The organism is Rhizobium leguminosarum bv. viciae USDA 2370, assembly GCF_002008365.1.
Taxonomy (GTDB): Bacteria; Pseudomonadota; Alphaproteobacteria; order Rhizobiales; family Rhizobiaceae; genus Rhizobium; species Rhizobium leguminosarum.
On sequence record NZ_MRDL01000054.1, the window covers coordinates 1 to 19,904 of the forward strand.

14 protein-coding genes are annotated in these 19,904 nt (G+C 58.3%); 7 read left to right on the top strand and 7 right to left on the bottom strand.

Annotation, left to right across the window (positions count from 1 at the left end; translation table 11 throughout):
• The first annotated feature begins 441 nt into the window (after positions 1-441).
• Together BS629_RS31760 and BS629_RS31765 are read left to right on the top strand one after the other, a co-directional pair.
• Positions 442-1,674 carry an HlyD family secretion protein gene (locus tag BS629_RS31760; protein WP_018244204.1) on the top strand — a complete coding sequence of 411 codons (1,233 nt, stop codon included), beginning with the start codon at positions 442-444 and terminating at the stop codon, positions 1,672-1,674.
• Entirely contained in the window at positions 1,656-3,650 is a 1,995-nt protein-coding gene (locus BS629_RS31765) for a glycosyltransferase (RefSeq protein WP_018516412.1), read from the top strand. The genes BS629_RS31760 and BS629_RS31765 overlap by 19 nt, the downstream gene beginning before the upstream one ends.
• 145 nt (positions 3,651-3,795) lie before the next feature.
• Here BS629_RS31765 and BS629_RS31770 read toward each other — a convergent pair whose 3' ends face one another.
• From BS629_RS31770 to BS629_RS31795, 6 genes are all read right to left on the bottom strand, one after another.
• Positions 3,796-5,448, bottom strand: coding sequence for a GNAT family N-acetyltransferase (locus BS629_RS31770; protein ID WP_026242290.1), 1,653 nt, complete (start codon positions 5,446-5,448; stop codon positions 3,796-3,798).
• A gap of 269 nt (positions 5,449-5,717) precedes the next feature.
• A complete protein-coding gene (locus BS629_RS31775; protein WP_018244207.1) occupies positions 5,718-6,209 on the bottom strand; it encodes a hypothetical protein in 492 nt (163 codons plus the stop codon).
• 104 nt (positions 6,210-6,313) lie between these two features.
• Positions 6,314-7,663, bottom strand: coding sequence for an HlyD family type I secretion periplasmic adaptor subunit (locus BS629_RS31780; protein ID WP_026188567.1), 1,350 nt, complete (start codon positions 7,661-7,663; stop codon positions 6,314-6,316).
• A gap of 5 nt (positions 7,664-7,668) precedes the next feature.
• Complete coding sequence (locus tag BS629_RS31785; protein ID WP_018244209.1) at positions 7,669-9,969, bottom strand: type I secretion system permease/ATPase; 2,301 nt, start codon at positions 9,967-9,969, stop codon at positions 7,669-7,671.
• 25 nt (positions 9,970-9,994) lie between these two features.
• Complete coding sequence (locus tag BS629_RS31790; protein WP_032981543.1) at positions 9,995-12,034, bottom strand: hypothetical protein; 2,040 nt, start codon at positions 12,032-12,034, stop codon at positions 9,995-9,997.
• A gap of 145 nt (positions 12,035-12,179) precedes the next feature.
• Positions 12,180-13,121 carry a hypothetical protein gene (locus BS629_RS31795; protein ID WP_018244211.1) on the bottom strand — a complete coding sequence of 314 codons (942 nt, stop codon included), beginning with the start codon at positions 13,119-13,121 and terminating at the stop codon, positions 12,180-12,182.
• A gap of 846 nt (positions 13,122-13,967) precedes the next feature.
• Here BS629_RS31795 and BS629_RS31805 point away from each other — a divergent pair.
• Positions 13,968-14,750: a helix-turn-helix transcriptional regulator gene (locus BS629_RS31805; protein WP_018244212.1), complete on the top strand. Its 783-nt coding sequence runs from the start codon at positions 13,968-13,970 to the stop codon at positions 14,748-14,750.
• 19 nt (positions 14,751-14,769) lie between these two features.
• On the opposite strand, the gene BS629_RS31810 is transcribed toward BS629_RS31805, so the two are convergent.
• Positions 14,770-15,084 (bottom strand): hypothetical protein, encoded by a 315-nt coding sequence (locus BS629_RS31810; RefSeq protein ID WP_018244213.1) that lies wholly within the window; start codon positions 15,082-15,084, stop codon positions 14,770-14,772.
• 386 nt (positions 15,085-15,470) lie between these two features.
• Here BS629_RS31810 and BS629_RS31815 point away from each other — a divergent pair, with 386 nt between their 5' ends.
• From BS629_RS31815 to BS629_RS31830, 4 genes are read left to right on the top strand one after another with little or no spacing between them, the layout of a single operon-like run.
• Entirely contained in the window at positions 15,471-16,493 is a 1,023-nt protein-coding gene (locus tag BS629_RS31815; protein WP_018244214.1) for a UDP-glucuronic acid decarboxylase family protein, read from the top strand.
• A gap of 1 nt (position 16,494) precedes the next feature.
• Complete coding sequence (galE, locus tag BS629_RS31820) at positions 16,495-17,478, top strand: UDP-glucose 4-epimerase GalE (protein WP_018244215.1); 984 nt, start codon at positions 16,495-16,497, stop codon at positions 17,476-17,478.
• Positions 17,475-19,343 (top strand): glycosyltransferase family 2 protein, encoded by a 1,869-nt coding sequence (locus tag BS629_RS31825; protein ID WP_018244216.1) that lies wholly within the window; start codon positions 17,475-17,477, stop codon positions 19,341-19,343. The genes galE and BS629_RS31825 overlap by 4 nt, the downstream gene beginning before the upstream one ends.
• 37 nt (positions 19,344-19,380) lie before the next feature.
• Positions 19,381-19,902: a DUF995 domain-containing protein gene (locus tag BS629_RS31830; RefSeq protein ID WP_018244217.1), complete on the top strand. Its 522-nt coding sequence runs from the start codon at positions 19,381-19,383 to the stop codon at positions 19,900-19,902.
• Positions 19,903-19,904: the final 2 nt, after the last annotated feature.

Sequence of the window (19,904 nt, forward strand, 5' to 3'; positions counted from 1 at the left end):
GCAAAACCCCCGAAGGTGGATGTCCAACTTTCGGGGGTCAGTTCACTCCGGCGGGCTTTTTTGCGTCTAGTCTACGGTACACGCAGCAACAACCCTCAATGCAGGCGCGGGCGACGCCTCTCGCTGAGCGCCGGCCAAATTTCCAGCGGACGATGATCTAAAGAAAAGCCCGCCTCGTGCGGGCTTTGTGCGTTTGGTAACGGGGCGAGGTTAACGCCTCCTCAGGGCGTCGGCACGGTCCATCATCATACAAACGAGCCTCCGCTGCAGTACATAGCTAATCCCAGGTTAGCCTTATTGCGACTTTTTACCGAACGTATCGAGTGCAGCCAGCTCGTCCCCTTGTCTATGGCCATGGTGCGCCTACATCTCTACAAGATATGGTTGCAGTTACGCAGGTCTCACACGAGTGCCTTGCGGTTGATGATTTTGGAATTGCCAATGATCTGGAACCACCGCATTACCCGCATTCTGATCGGCATATCACTGTTCGCGCTTGCCATCGTACTTTTGCTGCCCGGCCTGACTGGCTTTACAAGTCTCGACGGTACAGTCAATGCGCGATTTGCGATCGTGAACGCTCCTATCGACGGCGAAGTCGCAGAAACGCCCCCAAAAGTTGGTGCGCGCGTGTCGGCAGGAGCGCCGCTCGCCGTGATACACAATGCCCGCGTGAACCGCGCAATACTGACTTCGCTGCAGGCCGACCACATGACTGCTGTCGAACATGTTGCGGCGCTAAAGCGGGAACGCGATGAGCTTGTACGGCTTCGTGATCAATTGGGCGCACGCATGGAAGTCTTTACGCGCACAACCGTTGCCGACTTGGAGCGACAAGTTGAAATTCTAAACAAACGGGTCAAGGTTTCCAAGGCGCAGGACAATGTCGCGCAAGTCGACTTTGACCGGCGGCTCGCGCTTGAGGCGAAGGGTATCCTGTCCACCAAGATGGTCGAGTCCGCCCGAGCCGCCTGGGAAGCGGCGGGGGGCGAACTCGAAATCAGTGGCTTGACCGTAGCCCAGCTCGAACAAAAGCTGGAAGCCGTTCGCAAGGGTGTTTTCGTTTTCGGTGACGGCCAGAACGACGTGCCCTATTCTCGCCAGCGACAGGATGAGGTCATCGTTCGGATCAACGATCTCAATACGCGCATCGCCGAAAACGAAACACGGGGCGCGCAGGTACAGATGCAGCTGATTGAGGAGGAAAACCGCGTCCGCAGTCTCACTTCGGCATCAGATCCATCACCTTTCGACGGAGTCGTGTGGAGTAGCAACATCGTCAACGGCTCGAACGTCATCCTCAATACCGAGCTGATGCGCATCCTCGATTGCAGCGATCTTTTCGTCGATATCCTTGTTCCGGAGGTCGATTACCAAGAGATTTATCCAGGCCTTGCTGCGGAGGTGCGCTTATTAGGCGGAGGCGAGGCCTTCAAAGGCGTTGTCCTATCGGTAAGAGGCAGTTCCGCGGTCGCCGAGAAGGACACGCTGGCAGCCAATCAGCCCGAAACAACCAAACGCAACGATCGAATACGCGTCGGTCTGGCTCCCTCCGCTCTCAATACGGATTATGCGAACTTTTGTCAGGTGGGGCGTTCTGTTCAGGTGCGCCTTCCCAAACCTAACATCCACATATGGAACTGGGTAGAGAGCCTGTGGTTCAGTATCTCATAGCACTGGCTCCGACATTTTCGGTTTTGGCGTTCTTTTTGCTTGGGCCTTTCAACTGGTCGCGTAACTATAGCTCGACGCGCGCAATCACATGCGTGGTCGTTGGCGCCATTGCGTTGCGCTATATACTCTGGCGGTTATTCGAGACTGTACTTCCCTATCCCAACAATGGCCTCAACTTCTACTGGGTCTGGTTTCTGTTCATCATAGAAATCCTCGCATTCTTCGAAGTCGTGCTCTTCCTGGTTTTGATGAGTCGATACGTGGACCGGAGCGCAGAAGCCGACAGGCTCGCGCCAGACTTCTTTAGAGGTGACGAGGATGAATTGCCCACGGTGGATGTGTTCATTCCTACCTATAACGAGCCGCTCGACGTCCTGGAACGGACGATCATAGGGGCGCTTGCGCTCGATTATCCGCAAGACAAGCTGAAAGTCTACGTGCTCGACGATCAGCGTCGTAATTGGCTCAAGGCCTACTGCGAGGAGAAGGGAGCAATCCACGTCACACGGCCCGACAACAGCCATGCCAAAGCCGGCAACATGAACAATGGTCTGAAGGTCAGCTCCGGCGACTTCATCGCGATATTCGATGCTGACTTCGTGCCCTATCGTCACTTCCTGCGCCGGACGCTTCCCTTCTTTTCCGATGCGACCATCGGCATCGTTCAAACGCCACAGCATTTCTTCAATACCGATCCGGTGCAAACAAATCTCGGTCTCGAAAACATCTGGCCGGACGAGCAGCGTTTGTTCTTTGATGAAATTGCACCGAGCCGAGATATCTGGGACGTCAGTTTCTGCTGTGGGTCTTGCTCAATCGCGCGACGCAAGGCGATCGATGAGATTGGGGGGTTTCCAACGGAATCCATCACAGAGGATCTGTTGACCACCCTTTCCATGCTCAACAAGGGCTACAAGACCCGTTACCTGAATGAGCGCCTGTCGATGGGATTGGCCGCTGAGAATCTGACTGGCTATTTTGTACAGCGCGAGCGCTGGTGTCAGGGAGGAATTCAAACACTCTATCTTCACAACGGCCCACTGCGCGGACCTGGTCTGTCGCTTTTTCAACGCATCATGTTCCTTCCGCTGTCGTGGTTGGTGCAGTATCTGGTGCGCTTTACGATATTGATCATCCCGATCATATATCTCTGGTTCGGCTTGCTGCCGCTCTACTTCACCAACGCTGCAGACTATATCTCCCATCAGGTGCCGTTGCTGACGGCCTATTTCCTTTTGATGCTCTGGATAACACCGACCCGATATTTGCCTGTCGTATCGAGTGCCGTCGGGGCTTTTTCGACGTTTCGGATGTTGCCAACCGTTATTTCCAGTGTGGTGCGTCCCTTCGGCAAGCCATTCAGGGTGACCCCGAAGGGCAGCGGCAACGAGGCGATCGGATTTGACGGATACAGCCTTGCCTGGATAGCGGCGTTGATCGTGGCGACGGCCATCGGTCTTGTCATCAATATTGTCCCTGAGACCTCCCATATCGAGGCGCAGTTCTCGCCGATTGCGGTTTGCTGGTCGGGCATCAACATTCTCGTTCTCGCTATTGCGTCCTTGATCTGCTTCGAAAAACCGCGACGGCTCTTCGATGCGTTCAAACTTGACGAAGCGGTTCACGTCGACGGGGTTTCCGGCCGCATAGTCAGTCTGGCGCTCGACAAGGCAGTCGTTGCTGTGCCACCGGAGACGCGCTTTGCATCCGCCGATGTCACGCTGTCGCTCGAGGGGTTCTCGCCCTTCAAGACCGAACTAAGGACGGTCACCCAAAGACGAAGGAGCATTGCCCGCTCAGGCGACAAGGAGGCCTTCTACCTGCACCTTTTTTTCAATCTTAGCGGTTCGCCCCGCGATAAAATGATCGTGAAACTTTATACCGGGCGTTACTCCCAGGACGTTCGTGACATTGACAAAGTCGCTGTCTCGATCAACCTTCTGCTTCGGACATTCGGTCGGACCCGGACGCTTTGAGCGAGGCGTTTACCGGCCCGGCAGCCGGCCAATCGCCAGGCCGGCCGCAGGTTCAAATCCTGCCCCCGCAACCAGATACACAAAGTCCGCCTCGTGCGGGCTTTCGTGTGTTTGGACACTGGGCATCGCGCGTCCACAACAATCGTCAATGCAGCCGCAGGCGGCGCCGCTCGCTCAGATGACGGCCGCGGCTCCAGCGGGCGAGGGTCTCCGGCACGACGTCCGTCTTGCGAGCGGCGGCCTCGGCACTCATGCGGATCCGTTCAAGGGCAACACGCGCCTTGGCGGCATAGTCGAGGGCGGCCGGATCGTCCGAATGCACCTCCTGGATCGCGGCGAAGACTGTCTCCGCCTCGGCCAGCCGTTTGCTGGCCGCAAGGGCGATACCGCGCTTGTAATGCGCCTGGATGAGATGCGGCCCGATCTCGCCAACCCGGCGGAAAGTCTCTGCGGCCTGCTCATATTGATGTAGCGCAAGCTGCGTGTCACCAAGCCGCATGTGGATCGGCGTCGGATCGGGCGCCTGCTCGACGAGGGCCTTGTAGGCAGCCAGTGCCTCCGTCAGCTTGCCCCGGTCGAACAGCAGATTGGCGAGCCCGAATTCCGCGCCGGTATGGCCTGGAGCCGATTGCAGGACCTGGTTGAAGGCGATCTCCGCCTTGCTCCGGGCCCCATTGCGGTACATGTCGAGCGCCTGGTCATAGACGAAACGAATGCTGCGCGGGTTGAGCACGCCATGCAGATTCTGGCCATTGCGGGTGCGGAACAGGGTGCAGCTGATCCGCCTTTCCTCCACCCCGAACATGTACTTATAGGGTTCGTTTCCGCGCAGGAAGTCATAGGTCTTGAAGCCGTGCTCAATAGCTCGCCGGATGCAGTATCCATGCAGGATGAGGCCGGGAGACGGCGTCTTCCAATTCTCGTCGCGGCCGGTGATATAGAAGAGGATGGCCTTCCTCTGCCAGTCGACGATATTCGCCAACGCCCCGAGCGGCTGGTCGCCATGCCAAAAGACCGGCACCTCGAGATTGCCGCAGTGGAAGCTGTCCATCAGCATCTCGCGCGTGGTGATGATCAGCCGCTCGGTCCGCTCTGCGCCTTTGCGGGCACTCCATTTGATCCGCCAGAGATTGAAGAGGATGTCCATGTCCCGATCGATGGTCTCGGGTGTTGCCATCGTGATCCGGTAAATATCGTCGCCTTCGACCTTGCGCAGGAACCGCCGGAGCTTTTGGCGTGTCTGACTGCTCATCCGCTGCTCGAGATAGTCGTCGAAGCTGGCCGGCAGGGGGACGATGGGACAGATCGTATTGTCGATATTCTCGCTGTTCTTGGGCGAGCTGTCGCGAAACATCACCTCCGGTCCCTGCAGCGCCTCGATCATCTTCTCGCGCCGGCCGGCAGGGCCGCTGAAATATTCGAGCTTCAGGTCGGTCCAGTTCTGATGTTTGAGAAACGAAGCAAAGCCGGCAATGGCATGATGCTCGTAATCCGGTCTGACGATGAGACCGGTATAATCGGCCGCAAAATTCCCGGCCATGATGATTTCGTCGTAGAAGAGCCCGGTCTTCTCGTTCAGATGCGTGATGAGGCGCAGCGGAAAGAAGGCGACATAAGGTGCTTCGGGGTCGCGTTCGCGCAGAGCAAGGATGAACCAGCGGCGTCGGCGGGACAGATAATTCTTCAGCCAGATCCAGGAGAGGAAATGCTGCGCGTCGGGATCTTCCATGAAGACCTGATCCCAGTTGTCGCGTACCGCCTCGAGCCCGGCAATGGTGTCGATGATATCTATGCGCATGCCGCCCCCCACTACCCCATACGTCACTCGGGAGGTTTCATTCTAATGGCAAACACCGATCTTCAAATAAACCGTCCGGATGATTTGCAGGACCTAAATGTGATTAGTCCGGAGCCGGCGTATAACCCAAAATCGCGACCGTTTTTGGTGAAAATCATGCATAGATTCAGAGTGATAGAGCGTACCGCCTCTTGGAGGACGGCGCGCTTCAATGTACATCGCCCGAAAGTGTGCAGCGGTTTTGAGAACATGCATACATAAGGATTAGATCAGAGCTCACCGGCGATCTGCGGGCTCGCATGGATGAAGGCCCAGAGCGTCCGGCTGATGGCGACGATTTCGGCGATCGACTTTTCCAGAAGGTCGATCTCGCGTGCGTCCATCTGCTCGATCTTGCCGTAACGGATCTCCTTGTCGTCCTCGACGAGCCGCATCAGCTGCGTGCTCGAGATCTCTCCCTTATCGTCGAAGGAATAGATGCAGTGATTGTATTTGTTGCGTGTCTTGGATTCTTTCTTCAGCCGCGACATGGCCGAAAGGATCGCCTTGCGGTCGGAAGGAGATGTCGAAGCGAGTTTGGAAAGCCGTTCGATGAGGTCGATCCGGGCGCGCGTCGTGTTGAGCGTCAGGAACACGACGATTGCTGCTTCCTTTTCGACCCGGAGAAGATGGGCGATGATGTAGATCAGCAGGCTTTCGGTGTTCGTCCAGACATAGTTCAGCCGGCCGACCCGCAGCAGGACATCGGACATCGCCGCCATGCTTGACCCTTTCTCCCCGGAGGGGATCCATCCATGAAGGATGGCATATGGACATTACATCAGAACAACGGGCAAGTCCGTCGCATCTACCGGATCGCGGGCGATCAGCGTTCCTTGAAAGCCCGCGACATGCTGTCGGTAATTGGTTTGCTCAAATATTCGAAGAAGGTGCGTTCCGACGTCTGGATCAGCACTTCGGCCGGCATGCCGGGAACGGGATGGAAATTGTGCACCCGTGCAATCTCGGAATCGGGTATTCCGACGCGGACGATATAGACGTCCTTGACTGAAGCTCCCGAATTTTCCTCGATCGAATCAGCTGAGACATAGAAGACCTTGCCCTGCAGAACAGGGGTCGTGCGCCGATTGAGCGCCGTGAGGCGGATCGAGGCCGTTTCGCCCTCATGCAGCTGATCGATTGAGGTGCGCAGCACCTGCGCTTCCAGGATCAGCGGCACATGCGCCGGCAGGATCTCCATGATCGGCTTGCCCGTCGTGATGACGCCGCCGGCTGTGTGAAAATAGGAGCGCACGACCGTGCCCGACACCGGCGAACGGATGGTGGTGCGTTCGAGCACGCCGGCGGCCTCGCGCATCTGTTCGCGCACGCTGTCCAGATCGGTTTCGGCGGTCTCGAGCGCGTCGAGCGCCGCCTGCTTGTTGGAGTTGACGGCGATGACGGCTTCTTGTCGGAATTTGGCGATCTCCGCCTCGCTCTCGTTGAGCTCGCCGTTCAGTCGAGCAATGTCGCCCATCGCATCGGCGATCGCCCGTTCGATGGCCAGAAGATCCGTCTTGCGCATATAGCCGACCTTGACCAGTCGGGCCTTGGAATCGCGTTCCTCGGTCAGCAGCGACAATTGCCTTTCAAAGGATTCTCGTTGGCCCTTATAGCCGGCGAAACGGTATTCCAGCGACTTGATGTTCTTCTCGATCAGATTGAGCTGCTCCTCGAGCTTGATCTGCTTGCTGTGGAAGACGACGTTCTGGCTCTGGATGATCGCGTTGATGTCGGGATCGCTTGCCTCTTTCATTACGATATCGGGAAGTTGGAATTCGCGCAGGCCCTGCGCTTCGGCGCGGAGCCTTGCGACGACAGCTTCCAGGCGCAGCCGGCGAAGCTGCAGCATCCGCTCGTTCGAGCGGGACGCTGTAGGGTCGAGGGTCAGCAGGATATCGCCTTCCTTGACCGTATCGCCCTCGCTGACGCGCATCTCCCTGATGATGCCGCCTTCCAGATGCTGGACGATCTTGTTGTTGCCGGTCGCGACGAAGCTTCCTTGCGCGATAACAGCGGAAGCAAGCGGTGCCGTCGCCGCCCAGAAGCCGAAGCCTCCAAACGAGGTGAAGAGAACCGTCAGGCCGACGATGCTGTGCATCCGGATCGAGCGCGGCACGTCGCTATACCATTCGAGCTGCACCGGACCGGTCGTCTCCTGCTTTTTCCGTCCCATGTCGTTCATCCTTCGATGCGTGGTGCTTGTTGACCGTTATTGCCGTTGTTCTTGGAAAGCGCCGTCAGCACCTCGATCCTTTCCCCGAACATGGCGACAGTGCCCTCCTTGAGCACGAGGATCTTGTCGACGCATTGGAGAAGGGCTGGGCGCTGGGTGATAGTGACGGTGGTGATGCCCTGCTTCTTGGCATGGATCAGCGCCCTGGCAAGCGCTGCCTCGCCCTGGGTATCGAGGTTCGAATTCGGCTCGTCGAGGACGACGAATTTGGGATTGCCGAAGAAGGCGCGGGCCAGCGCGATGCGCTGCTTTTGGCCGCCCGAAAGCGGAGCGCCATCGGCCGCCACGATGGTTTCGTAGCCCTGGGGAAAGCCTGCGATGAGCTCATGCACGTCGGCAAGCACTGCGGCTTCGTAGATCTGATGATCGTCGACGTCGTCGCGCATGCGGCAGATATTGGCCTTGATCGTACCGGGAAAGAGCTGCACGTCCTGCGGCAGATAGCCGATGCTTTCGCCGAACTGGCGCTGGTCCCAGTTGCGCAGATCCATCAGGTCGAGGCGAACATTTCCCGATGTCGGGACGATCGAGCCGACGAGCATCTTGCCGAGCGTCGTCTTGCCGGACCCGGAATTGCCGATAATCGCAAGCGATTCCCCCTTCCTGAGCGAGAAGGAGATGCCGTTGAGAATGACCTTCTTCTGCGGCGGCGGCACGAAGAGAATGCGTTCGACATCGAGCCGGCCTTCGGGATTGGGAAGGCGCAGGCGCGGGAAGTTCAACGGCGAGTTCAAGAGCAGGCTCTTGATCCTGCCATAGGCGGCGGCCGACCGGTTGAACTGGTGCCAGCCTTCGATGGCGCCTTCGATCGGCGCCAGCGCGCGTCCCGATATGATCGAGGAGGCGATCACCATGCCGCCCGTCAGCTCGCCCGAAAGCGACAGGTGCGCGCCCCAGCCGAGCAGGGTGACCTGGGTGATCATGCGGCAGGCCTTCGATATGCCGGAGAAGATGATGTTGCGGTCCTGCGCCTCGACTTGCGATTTCAGCGAGCCCGCCGTTTCCCGGCCCCACATCTTCACCGCTTCGGGGATCATCGCCATTGCGTTGATGATCTGCGAATTGCGCGACATGGAATCGAGGTGGAAATTTGCCCGGCTGAGATAGCCGTTGGATTCGGCAAATTGCCGGGCGGTGAATTTCTGGTTCAGGTAGGCGATCACGAAAAGCACCGCGCAGCAGGTCATGATGATGATGCCGAGATGCGGATGCACGAAATAGACGACGACCACGAAGAACGGCATCAGCGGCGCATCGAGAAACGCGATCAGCGTGCCGGATGTCAGGAAGCCGCGCAGCAACTGCAGGTCCTGCAGTGTCTGATAGTCCTTGCCGCTGCCATGCAGCGATGCTCTCGCTGCCGCGCTGAGGATCGGCGCGCCGAGCTGCACTTCGAGTTCCACCGCGGTGCGCATCAAGATGAAGCGCCGCACCGAATCCATGAAGGCCTGCAGCAGCACGGCGCCGATCACGGCGATCGAGAGCATGACGAGCGTATCGATGGAGCGGCTTGTCAGCACCCGGTCGGATATCTGGAAGAGATAGAGCGGGATCGCCAGCAGAAGGACGTTGATGGCGATCGTGAACATCATGACGACCACCATGTTGCGTCGCACCGCCGCCATGCCGCGCGAGAGGCTGGCGGCGAAATTCACAGGCTCGCTGCGCTTGTGAAAACCGCCGCCACTTCCTCCGCCCCCGCCCCCGCCGCCCCCGGGATCGGAATCCTTGCCGTTTCCGCCGCCGCCGGTGCGCAGCCGCCTGTCACTCTCGCTGATCGGGCCACTTTCGCCTTCGATGGTCTTGCCGAAGGGCATCGTCGGGCTCGATTTGAGCTCGGTCTTCTCTTTCGGCAGTTCGGGGGGCACCCGCGCTTCGATCCGCGGCTGGGCGAGTGCTTCCACCGGTTCTGCTGTCGCCGGGCTCTGCGCCACTGCGGCAGGAGGCGCCGTTTTCACATTCGAGGCTTCCGCCGGCACTGTTTTCTGCGTCAGGGGCGGCTGAGTTGCACTTGCGCCTCCGATATCGGCAGCCTCGCGCGCCGCGATTTCGATCGTCTCCTTGCTGCCATCGGGAGACGAAGCAACGGCGCCACTGAGCCTGCGAAGATTCTCGACCGCCTGGTCGATAGCGGAGATGCACACCTCGCTCATCGCAGCGTCCGAGGGGGCAGCGGAAGGAATATTACCCGACCTCAGATCGAGGGCGCTGCCTGCCGCAAAGATTTGTTTTGAAATCTGGTTCATCGTGGTTCCTCCGCAATACTCAAGGTCACGCGACCATGGCTTGCATTACGTCGGCGGGGTGCGCCGACGACCATGAAAAATCATGTCCGGCATTGATGACGCCGTCCGCAGAATCGCTGCCCGCCGGATCGTCGTTGTCGAGAAAGGCAATAACTTCGTTGGCGAGCCTGTCGTCGGCCGGCTGCGGCTGCGTCGTGTCATGCTCCACCAGCCCGCCCTGAATGAGGATGGCGTCTGAATAGAGCTGGCCCGCCAGATAGGTCGTCTGGCCGAAACTGTCGTAGTCGACGATCTCGGCGATGTTGATGACCGCATTGCTGCCTGTGTCGATCGTAACCGTTGCATCGGGATTGTTGTCGAGGATGGTCGATGCCGCCTGAGTCACATCATCGGAATCGCCGAGAATGCTGACCTGTTTTATGATCGTCATGTCGTAGAGATTGCCGGTGATATAGAGCACGTTGAGGCCGGCATATCCCTGGAAATTCACGTCGAACGACAGCCCTTCGGGCATATTGGGATCGCGATCTTCGATCGCCTTCTGCGCCTCGACCATATAGTCCGGCATGGCCGCGAAGGGGCTGTCCGTCCCGACATTGTGGATCGAGGCGAAATTCCAGATCAGGTTGTTGCCGGTCTGGATGTCGGCGCCGGGATCGACGCCGTCTTCCGCCCGCACCCAGTCATTGTCGTAGAGCAGCGAGATCTGCGTGATGCTGTTGATGTCGAGCACATTGCCGCCGATGATCACCAGATCATACTGCATGCCCATCCCGAAAAAGGAGGAGAAGTTGATGGAGGTATTGCCGCCCGTCAGAACCGTGGCTTCGGATCCCGAGGTGGTTACCGTCATCGTGTCGTTGTCGCTGACGAAGTGATATTGCTCGATCCACTGTACGAAGGAGACGTCGCCATCGATGACGCTGACGCGCCAGCTGTTCGGGAACGTCGGCTCGGCAGCATCGCTGTCGGCGTGGCTCGATGCTTCGAAGGTGCTGTGTTCGAAGATGGCGATATTCTTGGCGACCGTTCCCGCCTCCTCGGCCGAATGGCCGGATGAGCGCAGCGCCGAGGCGATCTCGTCGTGATCGCTGTAGACGAAGGCCTGGGAGATCGCGTCGATCTGGTGGTAGTTGCCCATTACCGCGGTGACCGAAGTAATGACGCCGGTGTTGATCACCGAGGCGACGTTGACAAGGAGATTTGCACCGGCGGTCACATCAAGGCTACTGCCGCTGGGATCTGTCTGTTCGACGGACGAATTGCTGTCGTCGGGTTCTTCCTGGAGCTTGGCGAGACCGCGGTCGGGCAGGAAGTCGTCGAGGACGGGTATATCGGTCTCGGCCTTGCCATTGACGTAGACGATGGGGCCGTCGCCCGCGGGATGGGTGGTGACAAAATGATGCGTCGCGTCGGTGCTGGGCGAGGTTGTCCCGCTGTCCTCGGTATTCTGGGCATTCTGGATATAGCTTTCGAGATCCTGGGCGATCTTCAGCGCGCCATCATAGGTGTCGGTTCTGTGGAGGCTCGAAAAAGGCGTGAAGATCTCGGCCTTGGTGCTGAAGTCCGCGAGCTTTTCGATGACAAAAGTCGTGTCTCGCGGCGCATGGACGCCGTTCGTCATGTCGAGATAATCGTCGTCGTAGAGGACGTTGACCTGGAGGACATGACTGATCGTCGAGCCAGGCCCGGCAAAGACGGTCAGTTCCGGCTCATCCATGAGCACGATATCCGTCGGATCGCCGAAATGCGGTAACGGGATGTCCTTTGCGGCAATCGCCGCCAGCTTCTCGAGGCTCTCTTCGAAGACGCGGCCTAAATGGCGCGCCGGACCATATTCGATCTCGTAGCTGCCGCTTTTGTAAATGACGCCTGGATCGTAATCCTTGAGCTGAAGATCGGAAGAGAAGGCAGCCGTATAGGCATCCTGATCCGGCAGAACGGGTCCATCCGCGCCCGGTCCTGCGCCTTCAGCATAGTTGGTGCGCAACCGCATCTCGTCGGTCGTCATCTCGAAGAGACCGATGAAGTGCGCGATGATTTCCGAAATCTTCTCGATATGCATGGTTCGGCCCTCCCATTCGAAATGACGATCGGCCTTCTGGGCGCCCCTCGCTGGGAGCTGCGGTGTGGTCGTCAAACCGTTTTCAAGCAATCAAGCTGCACCGGCCGGGGCCGGTGCAGCTCGTCTTGGTCGTTGGAGGTCCGTGTCAGGTGCTGGTATCCTCGCCGACGTCGGAAACATGAGAATTGCCGCCGATGACGCTGGAGTCGATTGTGTTGCTGAGCAGGTTAGCACCCTGAACAAGCTCGAGGTGGAAGCCGGAATTGGCAAGGATGGCCGAAGCGTCGGCCGTGCTCGAGCCATTGGCATCGTCGCCAGCCTTGAGATCCCAGCCCTTGCCGTCCATCTCAATGCCTTCTGCACTATCGGCGTGGCCGCCATCGGCCTTCAGATGGTTGTCGGCCCCGCCATTGTCCATCTTGATGTTCCAGGCCTGGTCCTGGTCAGCCAGATGGTTCGCCTGGACGGCGCTGAAGCCGCTGTCGTTGCCCTCGCCGGACAGCGAATTGTTGAGGATGCTGTCAACGTCGAGAGTGAAGGAGAAGTCGTCGCCGAGGTTGAAGGTGAGGTCGTGGCCGGCAACGCCGAGATTGTCGAAGTCCTTGACGTCTTCGATAACGGCGAAGTCGGTATCCGTCTTGTTGAAGCTGTCGGCCGTGTTGTTGCTGTCGGAGACCGTCTTGGTATCCGTATCCGTAATGGTCTTGATGTCGGTGTCTGTCACGGTCTTCGTATCGGTGTCCGTGATCGTCTTGGTGTCGGTGTCGTTGTCGCTGTACGACTTGCTGTCATAGCTCCAGTCGTAGTCGTTATTGGAGTCGGTGATCGTCGTGGTCTTGGTGCTCGTATCGTCGTCGGACTTGTAGCTCCAGTCATATTCGTTGTCGCGGTTGTCGCCATTATTTGCGGAGAGCTCGGCCTTGACGTCCACATCTACGCTGTTGTCGGTATTGTCGCGATTGTCGCCATTGGCGACGCCGCCGACATAACCGGTCGAGCCGTCGTCAACTTCAGTTGAATTGATAGCGCTGTTGGCAAAGCCGTCGGCAAGCGCCCCGACCTTCGTGATTTCGATGTCGTCAGACATTCAAGTTTCTCCAGAAAAAAACCGGAGCAGCTTTTCGAAATCCCTCTCATCTCAAATGGGATTTTACTCGCGCTCGCTCCGATGCGGTTAACATCGGCAGATGTATTCGGTACTAGTCATCTGCGGCTTCTTCGCGATTTGTTGATCAAACCGTTGGTATTGGGAACGTACGTACTCAGTACAAGGCCGCACATATCCGGCTCCGAATCCTGAAATGGATAAGGAGTAGTCAGGTCTTCTTTTCGTTGAGTTGCCCTAAATGGAGGCCATGTATCAAAACGCTAAACAGTACATGGGTTTTCCATGTCGCCACTTGGACGACGATCACAGATTGCTGGAAAAAATGCGGATCCGATAGACATCAATTCGGGCTAAGGCGGATCTGCCATGCCCGGCTAGCCCTGGATAGCCCCTGTCGTTGGAGCGTTAAGATCTCTTCGGCGGGAGCGTCGGCGGGCAATGAGAATTCGGGGCTCTCGGCATTCGCTGCCGGGTTGAGGGGCACCTCTCGATGTTTCCCCGTCCTGTATCCGGCCACCACCCTGCATGACGAAATTATGACAATCTGTACTGAAATATTACATTAAGCTGTTCAGCTATAGTCAGAGCAAATATAACCTTGAAGTATCTATCGAAGTGAAAATACAACCAAGGCTTTGTATCGTATCGTTTTTCCCCCGCTAAAACTAATCACTTTGGGCCATTTCCTTCCTTCTCAATCCGTATTAACATAATTAAGAAATGTCTAAAAAATAAGGCGATGACATTCGGGATCGACATTTCATACTATTTAATACCCGCCATCGCTCCACGTTTGAGTAAAGTGTAACGCTAGGGGAGGCGTATATGTTCATGACAGGGTCTGGAATGGAGAATGCGGACCAAGGAAGGAAGTTGAGTTCGTCTGGAGATACTATACTAGTGGTAGCCAAGGCGGATCTGTTTTCGGAATGCATGGTAGAAGCACTGGCGAAGAAATTTCCGAACTGTGAAGTAGCAAGCATAACGAGCACAAAGCCGATGCTGGAAAAAGATACCAGCGATATGAAGCTCGTTTTATTCTATCATATACCTGGCCCTGAGCTTCAAGAAGCGCTGCAGGCTGCCCGCGAAAACCACCCTGAAACCTCGATCGGACTTGTCGTCGAAGCTATCGACATGCTCGAGCCCTATGTCAGCCGGCTGGTGGAGGCAAGGATCATCGATGGCGTCCTGCCGCTCAACCTCCGGCTCGACGTCTTCATGGCCGCTGTGGATCTACTGATGAAGGGCGGCGAACATTTTCCGTCAGCACTTCTAAACCGTCTCAACAACAAGAACACCCAGCTGGAACCTTCGCTCTATCAGACAAAATCGGTCGATGCGGCGCGCAACAATGCGCTCAAGCTGAGACGCGACAGTATCTCCGCTTTGACCACCCGGGAGGTTCAGATCTTGGATCTCATATGCAAGGGGACGCAGAACAAGATCATCGCCGACAAGCTGCATCTTTCCGAAAACACCGTGAAGGTTCACGTCCGCAACATCTACAAGAAGATGAATGTCCGAAACCGCACGGAAGCGGCTTCCCGTTTCTTCAATGAACACCCTGCCGGCGAAGACGATATGTCCGGTCGGTGGCGCAATTGATGTAACGATCAGTTTTGCTTCAGATAGAGGGACGCGCAAAGCAGCGCGACTTCTGTCCGAAGCCGCTTGGGGAGCAGATATAAGGCGCTGAGCCGTGATAGGCGACAGTGCGGGCCGTGACCCCGGCCGGGCGCCCGGCGCGATTTTCCGGATAGGCATAGGCCTTGGAGACGCGCGGCGCCTCGACGATACTCTTCTTCGCGACGACCGCGATGTCGTCATCAACGACCGTGCAGGCCGTCTGTCCGATCGCCATAAGCGCCGTTCCCCAGACGAACATCGCCAAGCGAAGACGCCGGCCTTTCAGCTGCGCTGCATCTTGTTTTTTCAACATAGCCCAAACCCCTCGCATATGGCGCTTCCGGATGCAAGATCGGCCTTGCCGTTGAGCGCGGCCGATCACCCGACTTCCCTCGTATATTAGCTGCATTGAGTGAAGCTTGAGAGGCGGATGAGAGGCGTATTGGTGGTAAAGCGTTGAAAGTGATTAATCATTTGTTACTTTGAAGAATACTTGCGTAATTATTTTGGATAGCTGGAATTTTTCAAGTTGACCTTGGCGGAAGTCGTTGTATTGTTTTAATAGTAATTCGGTATCTGGAGAGTAACTACAAAGTTATTCATGTATGGACGCTCAGTTTCATGAATATCCAGAGCGGATAACGGAGGCATGCAGTGCATAAATAATCAAAAGACTAAATACATGGGAAGGAGTTTGTAATGCGTAGTTTCGTTCCCAACGAAGGTTATTCTGAAGTGTCAGGCATACCGGTGCTCCAAGGGCGACGCACCGTTCTTGTGAATGGCGGGGGCGGCTTCCTCGGTTCACATCTCTGCGAAAGGCTCCTGCAGCGCGGCCACAGCGTCATATGCCTCGACAATTTTTCGACCGGCCGCCGTGCGAATGTCGATCATCTCACATCGAACACCCGCTTCCGCATCGTCGAGCACGATGTTAGGCAGCCCTTCGATATCGACGCGTCGCTCATCTTCAATTTCGCCTCCCCAGCCTCTCCGCCCGATTATCAGCGGGATCCGGTGGGAACGCTGCTAACCAATGTGCTCGGCGCCGTCAACACCTTGGACTGCGCGCGAAAGACCGGTGCGATCGTCGTCCAGTCGTCGACGTCGGAGGTCTATGGCGACCCGAGCCAGAGCCCGCAGCACGAATCCTATTGCGGCAATGTCAACCCGATCGGACCGCGCGGCTGTTACGACGAAGGCAAGCGCAGCGCTGAAACGCTGTTCTTCGATTACCACCGGACTTACGGCGTCGACATTAAGGTCGGCCGCATCTTCAATACCTACGGGCCGCGCATGCGCCTGGACGACGGGCGGGTGGTTTCCAATTTCATCGTGCAGGCTCTGCGCAATGCCGATCTGACGATCTATGGTGATGGCCAGCAGACCCGTTCCTTTTGCTACGTCGACGATCTCGTCGACGGTTTCCTGCGTTTTTCGGCTGCCGGCAGTGCTTGCAACGGCCCGATCAACCTCGGCAATCCAGCCGAAATGACCGTTCGCCGCCTGGCGGAAATCATTCGGGACCTGACGAACTCGCGTTCCCGGATCGTCCACCTGCCTGCGGTCACCGACGACCCCCGTCAGCGGCGGCCGGATATTTCCCGGGCCATGGCCGAGCTGGGCTGGGAGCCCCGCATCGGGCTCGAAACCGGCCTGGCTCGCACCGTCGAATATTTCGACGGCCTGCTGGCCGGCACAGAGAAGGCGGAGGTCGTATGAGATGCCCCGCTACATTCTCGTCACCGGCGGCGCCGGTTTCATAGGCAGTCATATCTGCAAAACGCTGTCGCGTGCCGGCATGATCCCTGTCACCTACGACAATCTCTCGACGGGACATGCCGACAGCGTCCGCTGGGGCCCGCTCATCCGGGCAGAGATTGCCGACGCCGCCGCGCTGCGCCGGACTCTTGCAGAGTTTTCGCCCGATTGCGTCATCCATTGTGGTGCCAATGCCTATGTCGGCGAATCCGTCGACATGCCCAGGAAATATTACCGGAATAATGTCGTTGGCAGCCTGACCCTGCTCGAGGCCTGCCTCGATCAGGATATCGACCGGATCGTCTTTTCGAGCAGCTGCGCCATCTATGGCGTTCCCGCCTCGTTGCCGATACGGGAGGAAAGCCCGCAGCACCCGGTCAATCCCTATGGGCGTACCAAGCTGATCTTCGAGATGGCGCTCGAGGATTTTGCCGCTGCCTATGGCATCCGCTTTGCCGCACTGCGTTATTTCAATGCCGCCGGCGCCGATCCTGATGGCGAGCTTGCCGAACGGCATCACCCCGAGACCCATCTCATCCCTCGGGCCCTTCTTGCCGCCGCCGGCAGGCTGGAGCGGCTCGATATCTTCGGCACCGATTATGCGACCGAGGATGGAACCTGTGTTCGCGATTATGTTCACGTCAGCGATCTGGCGCAGGCGCATCTCGCCGCCGTCAATCATCTGATGGCGGGCGGCGGCTCGCTCAGCGTCAATCTCGGCTCTGGCCGGGGCACCTCGGTGCGCGAGATTCTCGAGGCGATCTATCGCGCGAGCGGCCGTGAAGTCCCCGTGAATTATCGCGCTCGCCGCGCTGGCGATCCGCCGGTCCTCTTTGCCAACACCGCAAGGGCGAAGGCGGAGCTCGGTTTCTCGCCGGTTTTCTCGGATATCGATACGATCATCCGCACCGCCGGCCCCACCTTCGGACTGGAGCTGACGGCATGAGCGACGCACTGCAAGTCGGTCACAGCGCCAGGACGGCGAAGGCCGCCGCAGCTGAGGCATTCGATCCTGTTTTCGCTGGCTGGAACCGCGTCGCCTATGGCTTCGGCATCCTCTGCTGGCTGACAGCACTCGGTTATTTCTGGATCTGGTGGTGCCAGTCCGCCCATATCATTTCCTGGGCCGCCTTCGTGCTTATCACCCTCGTGCTTGCCTGGATCACGCTCGTGCCGGCCTATTTCATCCTGATCTTCCTCGATGCGAGGACGGTCAATCCTGCGGCACGGCTGCCGGAAGGGCGGGTGGCAATGGTCGTCACCAAGGCGCCGTCCGAGCCCTTTGCCGTCGTCCGCGCCACGCTGCAGGCGATGCTTGACCAGATCGGCGTCGATTTCGATGTCTGGCTGGCCGACGAGGACCCTTCGGAGGAAACCAGGCGCTGGTGTGCGGCGCACGGCGTGCTGATCTCCACCCGAAAGGGCGTGGCGGAGTATCATCGCACCACCTGGCCGCGCCGGACGCGTTGCAAGGAAGGCAACCTCGCCTATTTCTACGACCATTCCGGCTATGCGCGCTACGATTTCGTCGCCCAGTTCGATGCCGACCATGTGCCGACGCCGACCTACCTCCGTGAAATCCTGCGCCCCTTCGCCGACCCTAAGATCGGCTATGTCTCCGCTCCCAGCATCTGCGATGCCAATGCCGGCGAAAGCTGGGCGGCGCGTGGCAGGCTCTATGCCGAGGCAAGCCTGCACGGTTCGCTGCAGACGGGTTACAATAGTGGCTGGGCGCCTCTTTGCATCGGTTCTCATTATGCGGTTCGCACGGCGGCCCTTCGTCAGATCGGCGGCCTCGGCCCGGAACTTGCGGAAGACCATTCGACAACGCTGATGATGAATGCCGGCGGCTGGCGTGGCGTGCATGCCGTCGATGCGATCGCTCATGGCGACGGACCGGCAAACTTCACCGATCTCGTCGTCCAGGAATTCCAGTGGTCGCGCAGCCTCGTCACGATCCTGCTGCAACATTCTCGCCGTCACATCATGCACCTGCCTTGGCGACTGAGATTTCAGTTCGTGTTCTCGCAGCTGTGGTATCCGCTCTTCTCCGCCTTCATGGCCGTGATGTTCCTGCTGCCGGTTGCCGCCTTGATGACGGGCCAAGTCTTCGTCAATGTGACCTATCCGGATTTCCTGCTGCATTTTACGCCGATATCGGTCGTGCTGACGCTGTTTGCCTTCTTCTGGCGGGCCACGGGAACCTTCAGGCCGCACGATGCGAAACTGTTCGGCTGGGAAGGGCTTGCTTTTATCTTCCTGCGCTGGCCGTGGTCGCTTGCCGGCAGCCTCGCTGCGCTTCGCGACTATATCAGTGGCTCCTTCGTCGATTTCCGCATCACGCCGAAGGGAAGGCAGCAGCAGCGGTCTTTGCCGTTGCGCGTCATCGCGCCCTATATCGCGCTCGCCGGACTGTGCGCAGCCGCCATGGCACTGGCCAGTGAGGCCGCTGCCGCCCAAGGCTTTTATATTTTCGCGGCGATGAATCTCTCGATCTATCTGTCGCTGACGGTGCTGATCGTCATTCGCCATGCGATCGAGAACGATCTGCCGCGGCTGCCGCAATCACGCGGGCTGTGGCTTGCGACGGCCACGGGGCTTGCGATCTGCATCACCGGCGGCATGCAGGCGGGCAGCCATGGTCTGCATAGCCTCGAGGCCCTTTCCCACGGCCAGACGTTCATCAGTTTCAGCCAATCACAGTTTGCCGTAGCCGGTGCCGGTGTCGGCGGCGGCAAGACCAGGATCGTGAAGTTCCGCCTCAGATGGAATGGGTTCGGAAGCACGGGGCGGGACGAACAAGGTGTCTGAGCCGGCGGAACCGGCAAGTGTCGAGTAGGAGGATGTAATGAGTATCGGATCGAGACTATACGGAGCGGCCCTCGCTCTCAGCCTGTGTCTGCCCATGGCGGCACACGGCGCCGAGGTCGCCAAACAGAAAGCGCCGACGCCGGTCAGCGCCTATGAGCTCTATCGTATCTATGGCGACAAGACCTGGACCTGGAACACCGGCGGCGGCCGTTTTTTCGATGACGGCCGGCGATTTATCGCCTGGAGCAATGACAAGGGGAAGCCGTCCTTCGCCGAAGGCAGATGGGTGGTCGACGATCTCGGCCAGCTCTGCATGCGTGCCACCTGGACGAATGCCGAGGGTGCGGCCCGCGCCAGCACCTGTTTCGGTCACCGCAAGATCGGCAACACGATCTATCAGCGGCGCCAGCCGGACGGCAAGTGGTACGTCTTCCGTCATGCATCGGTGCTCCCGGATGACGAGTTCCGCAAGCTCGTTCCCGTCGATACGGTCAGCGCGAAGGCGCGCGAACTGAAGCAGGTCCTGCTGAGCCAGGAAATAGCCCGAAAAGGAGGGTGAAG

Excerpts from the sequence above, each read along its gene's own strand:
- BS629_RS31760 (WP_018244204.1), top strand. The coding sequence starts at position 442 with ATGATCTGGAACCACCGCATTACCCGCATTCTGATCGGCATATCACTG.
- BS629_RS31770 (WP_026242290.1), bottom strand. The coding sequence starts at position 5,448 with ATGCGCATAGATATCATCGACACCATTGCCGGGCTCGAGGCGGTACGC.
- BS629_RS31775 (WP_018244207.1), bottom strand. The coding sequence starts at position 6,209 with ATGGCGGCGATGTCCGATGTCCTGCTGCGGGTCGGCCGGCTGAACTAT.
- BS629_RS31780 (WP_026188567.1), bottom strand. The coding sequence starts at position 7,663 with ATGGGACGGAAAAAGCAGGAGACGACCGGTCCGGTGCAGCTCGAATGG.
- BS629_RS31785 (WP_018244209.1), bottom strand. The coding sequence starts at position 9,969 with ATGAACCAGATTTCAAAACAAATCTTTGCGGCAGGCAGCGCCCTCGAT.
- BS629_RS31790 (WP_032981543.1), bottom strand. The coding sequence starts at position 12,034 with ATGCATATCGAGAAGATTTCGGAAATCATCGCGCACTTCATCGGTCTC.
- BS629_RS31795 (WP_018244211.1), bottom strand. The coding sequence starts at position 13,121 with ATGTCTGACGACATCGAAATCACGAAGGTCGGGGCGCTTGCCGACGGC.
- BS629_RS31805 (WP_018244212.1), top strand. The coding sequence starts at position 13,968 with ATGTTCATGACAGGGTCTGGAATGGAGAATGCGGACCAAGGAAGGAAG.
- BS629_RS31810 (WP_018244213.1), bottom strand. The coding sequence starts at position 15,084 with ATGTTGAAAAAACAAGATGCAGCGCAGCTGAAAGGCCGGCGTCTTCGC.
- BS629_RS31815 (WP_018244214.1), top strand. The coding sequence starts at position 15,471 with ATGCGTAGTTTCGTTCCCAACGAAGGTTATTCTGAAGTGTCAGGCATA.
- galE (WP_018244215.1), top strand. The coding sequence starts at position 16,495 with ATGCCCCGCTACATTCTCGTCACCGGCGGCGCCGGTTTCATAGGCAGT.
- BS629_RS31825 (WP_018244216.1), top strand. The coding sequence starts at position 17,475 with ATGAGCGACGCACTGCAAGTCGGTCACAGCGCCAGGACGGCGAAGGCC.
- BS629_RS31830 (WP_018244217.1), top strand. The coding sequence starts at position 19,381 with ATGAGTATCGGATCGAGACTATACGGAGCGGCCCTCGCTCTCAGCCTG.